The organism is Shinella sp. BE166 (assembly GCF_051201095.1).
In the GTDB taxonomy this organism is placed as follows: Bacteria; Pseudomonadota; Alphaproteobacteria; order Rhizobiales; family Rhizobiaceae; genus Shinella; species Shinella lacus.
The window spans coordinates 1-6,880 of record NZ_JBPEHL010000048.1 but is presented as its reverse complement, the minus strand read 5'-3'; the positions used below and the strand labels follow the sequence as shown (position 1 = coordinate 6,880).

7 protein-coding genes and 1 pseudogene are annotated in these 6,880 nt (G+C 61.1%); 1 reads left to right on the top strand and 7 read right to left on the bottom strand.

Annotated features, from left to right (window positions below):
- From J2Y63_RS35035 to J2Y63_RS35020, 4 genes are all read right to left on the bottom strand, one after another.
- Positions 1-257, bottom strand: a 257-nt coding sequence (locus J2Y63_RS35035; protein WP_435269787.1) for a dihydrodipicolinate synthase family protein, incomplete at its 3' end; no start/stop codon positions are given.
- A gap of 131 nt (positions 258-388) precedes the next feature.
- A complete protein-coding gene (locus tag J2Y63_RS35030) occupies positions 389-2,938 on the bottom strand; it encodes an HWE histidine kinase domain-containing protein (protein WP_435269786.1) in 2,550 nt (849 codons plus the stop codon).
- Positions 2,925-3,482 carry a biliverdin-producing heme oxygenase gene (locus tag J2Y63_RS35025; protein WP_435269785.1) on the bottom strand — a complete coding sequence of 186 codons (558 nt, stop codon included), beginning with the start codon at positions 3,480-3,482 and terminating at the stop codon, positions 2,925-2,927. The genes J2Y63_RS35030 and J2Y63_RS35025 overlap by 14 nt, the downstream gene beginning before the upstream one ends.
- A 409-nt stretch (positions 3,483-3,891) precedes the next feature.
- A complete protein-coding gene (locus J2Y63_RS35020; protein WP_435269784.1) occupies positions 3,892-4,194 on the bottom strand; it encodes a DUF982 domain-containing protein in 303 nt (100 codons plus the stop codon).
- Positions 4,195-4,373: 179 nt separating this feature from the next.
- On the opposite strand from J2Y63_RS35020, the gene J2Y63_RS35015 reads away from it, so the two are divergent.
- Entirely contained in the window at positions 4,374-4,625 is a 252-nt protein-coding gene (locus tag J2Y63_RS35015; RefSeq protein ID WP_256120248.1) for a glycine zipper domain-containing protein, read from the top strand.
- Positions 4,626-4,998: 373 nt separating this feature from the next.
- On the opposite strand, the gene J2Y63_RS35010 is transcribed toward J2Y63_RS35015, so the two are convergent.
- From J2Y63_RS35010 to J2Y63_RS35000, 3 genes and pseudogenes are all read right to left on the bottom strand, one after another.
- A complete protein-coding gene (locus tag J2Y63_RS35010; RefSeq protein ID WP_435269783.1) occupies positions 4,999-6,063 on the bottom strand; it encodes a c-type cytochrome in 1,065 nt (354 codons plus the stop codon).
- Positions 6,063-6,677, bottom strand: a complete 615-nt coding sequence (locus J2Y63_RS35005) for a cytochrome c oxidase assembly protein (protein ID WP_435269782.1) — start codon at positions 6,675-6,677, stop codon at positions 6,063-6,065. The genes J2Y63_RS35010 and J2Y63_RS35005 overlap by 1 nt, the downstream gene beginning before the upstream one ends.
- Positions 6,674-6,880: pseudogene (locus J2Y63_RS35000) on the bottom strand (hypothetical protein); the annotation flags it as partial. The gene J2Y63_RS35005 and the pseudogene J2Y63_RS35000, both read right to left, overlap by 4 nt.

Genomic DNA, 6,880 nt, shown 5'->3' with positions numbered 1-6,880 from the left:
GCGAAGCCGGGAGCCGAAACGCCAACGATGACCGGGACCTTGGCTCGGGAAACCACCCGCTTCACGATGGCACGGCTTTCCTCGGGCTCCAATTTCGGGGCCTCGCCCATGATCCCGAGTATCGTGATGCCGGTGCAGCCGCTTTCCTCGTAAAAGTCCGTAAGTCGATCGATAGATGTAAAATCTACCGATCCATCGTTGAGAAAAGGTGTCGTCGCGATTGCGTATACGCCCTTGGAGCTTGCGCTGAATGCCACTTTTACTTTCCTCCCGAACAGGTCAGTGCGTCTTTGTTTGGTGTCCATTGGATCACGGCCGTAGGCGATCCGTCATCGTTTATCACAGCCAGCTGGCACTGATCGGCCTCAAGCTCGTGATGAGCTTCTCCCTATCTTGAGCGGCGCCCTTCGATCAGCGACGAGAGCGCTGTAACAATCGCATTTCGGCTATAGGGTTTTCGGACAATCGGCACATTCGCCAGTGTATCAGGAAGCTCAGCGCCCTCTCCGTAGCCAGTCGCGAATACAAAAGGGGTTCCCCTTTTTCTCAGCTCCTCGGCAACCGGGAAGGAATTCGTGGCGCCAAGATTGATATCCAGGATGGCGAGGTCGGGTGGACTGGCTTCGATCTGCGCCATCGCCTGTTTGACGGAACTGGTGGTGGCGACCTGGGACAAACCCTCGTCGGCAAGCATGGCTTCCAGATCGAGGGCAATGAGGATCTGATCCTCGACGATGAGGACCGAAGGATCTGTTGCACTCAGCCCCTTTGGACGAGGGGAGGCATCCTCCTCCAACCGCACTGCCATTCCCGACCCAGGTGCCGTCAGCCTGACGTGGGGAGGGGGAATTTTGAAGGTTGCCTCCAGTCCGGATGCTTCGAAACGGATCGCGCTTTCGCCGTTGAGGTCGTAGGGAACACTCCGCTCGATGAGTGCACTGCCAAAGCCGCTGCGGGAGGGTACATGGACGACAGGACCTCCGTGTTCGCGCCAGCGGATTTCGCAAGCGTCATTCTTCGCCATCGACCAGGAAACGTCCACCGTGCCCGAAGCGACGGAAAGCGCGCCATATTTAGCGGCATTCGTCGCGAGTTCGTGAAACACCAGCGCCATGACGGAGAATGCGCGGCTGTCGAGCCATACGGCCGGCCCAGCAAGACTGACGGTCGATACTTTCGATCGGTAGGGCTGGAGCTCTGCTTGCAGGAGATCGCCGAGGATGCCACCGCCATCGCCGCGCACCACTTGGTCATGAGCAACTGAGAGGGCTTCGATGCGGCCTTGGAGGGTGGCGACGTAGTCTTCGAGCGTGCTCTTGTGCTGCTGCGGGCTCGTCACGAGCGACTTGATGACAGCCAGGATGTTTTTCACGCGATGACTGAGCTCCTGGTTCAGCATGCGCTGCCTCACCTCGGACTTGCGCCGTTCCCCCGCCATCAGTTCGTTGTGCCTCAGCACGATTTCGACGATGGAGATGCGTGCGATGTCGGCGATTTCACGATCCGCATCCGTCCAGGACTGGGCCTGGGCCTTCACCGTCTCCTTCCAGATCGCGAAGCTCTTGCGCGGCGTGAGCCGGTCACCGAGGGGGCCGGTATCGTAGGTCTTTTCAGGATTGCCTGCCCAGTCGAGGGTTTGCACCAGCTCCTTTCGAAAGAAGAGGAGGCAATCCGATCCTGTTTGGGAGAGCGGAATGGCGAGCACCCCCGACACGTGATCGCTGTAAGATGCAGCTTCCGGCAATTTTTGCGACAGTGCGTGGGTTGCCCATACACGACCTTCGCTGATGATCCTGATGAACTCGAGAAGATGGGGGACCGCTTCCTTCGGCGGAGTGGTGCCATAGCCGGCCCATTTTCCGTCAAACATCACGCCGATGCCGTCGTTTGGCAGGAGTTGAGCGAATTCCTGCAAGCTCTGTCTCAGAAGCTCACCGACATGTTCATGATGGGACGAAAGAATGAGGAAACGATCGAGCGCCTCCCGGATGCCGGCAACAGCCTCGACGCGCTTGCGCTCCTTCAGTGACTTGAGATGAAGCGAGAAAAACTCGCCGAACACCTCCATTGCCACGCGCTGCGCCATGGGCAGGGCTTGCGGAGAGTAGTGGTGACAGGCGATCAGGCCCCAAAGGGCGCCATCGAGGATAATGGAGATCGACATAGAGGCCGCGACGCCCATGTTGCGCAAATATTCGCAATGGATAGGTGAAACGCTACGCAGATGCGCGAAGCTGAGATCGAGCGGCTCGCCGGATGCATCCAGCACTGGATTGACCGGCACTCGCTCGCCGCTGGCGTCGGCGATGACGCGAATCGTGTTCTTGAGATACAGCGCACGCGCCTGCTGTGGAATGTCGCTCGCCGGAAAATATTGGCCGAGAAAGCTTTCGAGATCGGCGCGTTTTGTCTCGCTGACGACCTTTCCTGAACCGTCCTGCTCGAAACGATAGATCATCACGCGGTCATAGCCGGTCGCGCCAGCAACGATCCGACCTGCCCGCTGCACAAGGCGGTCGACATCGGTGATGTCGCTGATGCGGCCGATCATCTCGCGTGCGATATGCAGGGGCTGTCCAATAGAAGGCGCCTGCTCGAACTCGATGACGACCGCGGACTTGTGGTGATGGATGGCAATGTCGAACACACGCTTCCCACACACCATGTCGAGAAGAAGCGCTGGCCGCGACGCAGTCGAGACGGTTGCGAGCGCGTTACGCAGGTCATGTAGCAGCTTTTGTCCGACCACGTCGCCGACATTGCGGCCGAGAAGATCGCCGTCATAGCCGAGGACGGTCCGTGCATTTTCGGAAGCTCTCTCGATGGTCGTCAGGCCGATATCACATGCGAGAAGGCATCCGTGCGACTGAATGCTGCCTGGTATGTGGATGGGCTCGCGATCGCAGGTATCGAGATTGACAGGTTCAGTCGGCGACAAGAAGTTCACTTTCAAAGCATTGCAGCGCTAGGGCGAAGACGGCATTGGCAGACGTGGCAGCCCGCTCGATATCGAAGTCGGAGGCCTCGTCCAAGAGTACGAGAAAGGATTGCCACTGCGCTATGTCCTTTGACATAATGGCGAGATGCCGCGCTCCAAAAGCCTCGTCAAGGCCGAGGGCAGCAGCCCGCTGGCAAAGAACTCGGGCGCCAAGCGTGGAGCCCTCCAGCACATAAAGCGCCCCAAGCAAGACACTGTGGTCGGTCAGGTCCATGTCGTGACCCGCATCTCCAGCCGCTGGCAAACCCAGGTCGATAGCGTCTCTGTTGAGAGACTTTGCAAGCGTTATCGGGCGCCAGGACCAGCCGGCCGGCCAGACGACATGCTTCAAAGCGCCCTCCATCGCAGCGCGGAACGTGCTCACACTCGTCAGATAGCGTCTGTATTCGTCGACGGTATTGAAACTGCCCACGGAAGCGTCCAGCCGCTCATGTGCCGTCTGTGTGCGTTTCCTGAGAGAAAAGCGTCGTTCGCTACCGGCCAATCTTTCCTCCACAGTGGGAACGCCAACATCTCCCCACAGCGGCGTTGCATCGAAGCAGGCCAAAAGCGATGAAACGAGCACCAAAATCGCCGTGGAGTCTAGGCGCTCCTAACCTACCGGGCAAGGGCAAGGATGCCCCGGTGGATATGCTTCTCCCTCTTCGCGGGACTCGATACGGTTTAAGTGTTTCTCGCATGGCAGTAAATTTGTGACCGAACAATACGGAGAAAAATGGTCGCTTCAGCATTTCGTGAAGCGACCTCCCATTTGCGGTCTTTTGGTTGGGGGGAGCATGATAAGGCTGAGGCTGCTGCGACCGCAGAATTTTAACTGGCGTGCTGCCTCTCTGGTTCCCAAGATCCCCGCCCGTGTAACGGCGGGCCGTCCTACCCGAGGGCGGCCCCAATAACTAAGCGCTCATCAGCGGAGGCGTGCCCGGTCCAGATCGCTGCCAGACCGGCGGCAACGACTGAACGGGCATTCCAGCTTCCAAGCACGCGGCAATGAAAGCCTCGCGTGCGATGGTGACGGGCGTATGCCTCAGAAGCGCGGCCCGGCATTTTTCACATGCGGGCCTGTAGCGCTCGCCGTGCCGAAGGGGCCATTCATTCTCCAGAAAATCAAGAGCCTCGTGGACACTGTGAAAGGTGCGCGTCAGGCCGTTGGCGAAGCTAACCAAGAGCGGAGTAGAGAAATAAACATCAGCCAGCATCGGAGTCCTCCTTTCTAAGGCAAACCTGGCGGGAAACGATATGGATAATACGTGCCAGTTTTCAAGATTTCCGGTGTAGGGGCTCACCGCTGCGCCCCGTCCTCTATCGGAAAGGCAAAATTTGGGGGAACTTCCCAGCAGCGACCGGATTAAGAGAGGGTTGAAAACGGGAGGTCACAATGAAGAAAATTATTGTCCTGAGCTGCGTCGCACTGTCGCTAGCCGCTTGCACCGCGACCGAACAGGGGGCGGGTGTGGGCGCCGCTACAGGCGCTGTCATCGGCGGCGTTGCGACGGGGAACGTGCGCGGGGCCGCGGTCGGCGCGGCGGTCGGCGGTGTCGCCGGGGCCCTCATCGGCAACGTAGCGGGCCAACCAGGCCGTTGCTACTACCGTGACCAGTATGGCCGACGCTATGTTGATCGCTGCTGAACGCAGAGCATAAAGGAACGCGCCTTTCTCTAAATCGACTTAGACAATTAGGGTTCCCTTCGTCGGAGGCGGTTCTAATGCTGCGGCCATAGTCGTGGCAGGTGCGCTTCGTTCCCGCAAAATTGCTCACAATGGGTCGTTGATCTTTTGCTAGACGCCCGCGTCCTTCGCGGGCGCCGTGTTGATGCGCGAAGCGGGCTTAGACCCGAGAGTTGGTTGGCGTGGCTTGCCAGTGTGTGGGCCGGTCATTGAAAGAATTCCTCATAATGCGGCTCCATTAAAGGATGATGCTTATCCGCTCCGATTGCGGAGATGCAGTTCGCCTACGAGGTCCGCGCTTTGGTTGCCAAGGCCCTGTGCGTAATGTTCCGGTTCACTCCGCGGCGCTTCGTTCGGTCGCGTCCCGTACTGCGAAGTAGGCGGCCAGCGCGGCGATGTCGTCCGCCTCCAGGTTCGCGGCCGCCCGAAGCATCAGCTCCTTGAACGGGCCGCCCCCTCGCGTTTTCCCGATGAACAGCCGAAGCTGGTTTGCGAGATAGGCAGCAGGTTGGCCGGATAGGCGGGGGTAGCTGGGGTTTGCCTGGGCCTTGTCGTGACACGAGAGGCATGCCGGAATGCCGCGGTCAGGATCGCCTTTTGTCGCGAGCGCCTGGCCTCGTTCGAACAGGCTGCTCTCCGACCGGGGCCTTGAATCGGCGGCTTCCTCAGAAAAATGGCGCGCTAGAGCTTGCAAGTCCGCTTCGCTCCGCGTGTCGATAGCCACGGCCATGACGCCGCTGTGCCGCGTTCCGTCAGCATAGGCAAGAAGAGCCTCTTCAAGATAAGCCGCGGATTGCCCGGCAAGACGAGGAATGAGGCTGTCCGGCCCGAGCCGGGCCGGCGCATGGCAGCCGTTGCAAGTGTCGATGATCTGGTCCATCGCCTGCGACCGGGTCGCACTGAAGCCCGCGAGCGTGCGGTATTGTTCGGCATCGAGTTCGCGATAGCGCCGCAGAAAGGCGACCATCGCCCAGGCCTCGTCTTCACGACCGGCGACCGGCCAGGCTGGCATGCCGGTATAGCGAACGCCGTGCTGAACGATCTGGAAGAGTTCCGCGTCGCTCCAGGTGGCGATCTTGTCCTTGAGATCGGGCGGCGGCGGCAGCATCCTGCCCACGCTATCGGGCCGCGGCATGGCCGGCGAGCCGTGGCAGATCGCACAGCCGGTCTCGAAGTGCCCGGCCGCCAGCGGCAGCATGCCCTCGGTGAAAGGGGGGACCTTCGTGCCGATCGCGGCGGTTCGGACCGACGACCGCATCACCCAGTGCAGGAAAATGTCCGTGACCTTCCAATGACCGGTGCTTGCCTTGATGCTGATCATGCCGCTCCATGCGACGAGGAATGCGACCGCGATGCCGGCGACGGGCAGAACGGCGAGGTGTTTCCAGCCGATCCGCATCAGCGCTCCTCCACCATCTTCTCTTCACCGTCTCGAAGCAGGCCCGCAAGCAGGGTGACGCCGCCGGCGAGATAGGCGAGCGCCCCCACCATCAGCATGACCACGCCGCCGATCTGCTGGTCGGCGGCCGCGGAAAGAGGGATGCCGAAACAGCTGACCGCACCGTCGCCGTAAAGCGGGCGCGGCGCCAGCGCCAGAAGCACGCCGAGCAGCGTCATGTGCATGGAGGTGAACAGAAGCCCGATCGTCCCGGCGAGCCGCCCGTCGCCGGGGCGCAGACAGGTGATCCACAGCAGCAGGCCGGCGGCGAGAAAACTCGCCTGCTCGACGAGCGTCAGCACCAGGCTCGCATCCGCCGCCGCGCGCAGCACCGGCACATGCCAGAACCAGACCACGACCAGCTCGACCAGCGAGGCCAGCATTGGCGTCATCCACGCCAAGCCCGCCAGCGGGTCGCGCCGCGTGCCGACGAGGCCACAGGCGATCAATGGCGCGGCCACCGCGACCATGCCCATATGCGCGACCATATGGACGGTGAAGGAACCTGCGCCAAGACCGAGGACGAGGGCAAGGCCGAGAAGCGCAAGGCCGGCGGGGAGCGCGATCGTCCTCATGGCTGGCATGCCCCGACGAACAGCAGCGGCACGGCGCCGAAAACCACCGCGACGAAGCTCAGGCCGGAGAGCAGCAGCGTCGCAAAGCCCTGGAAGAGCAGGCGGTCCTTGCGGGTCGGCTCGTCATGCGGCGGGTCGCCCGAGCCGAAACCCCATTGCCGCCAGGCAAGATAGGCCGAGAGGACGATGCCCGACAGCGCAAC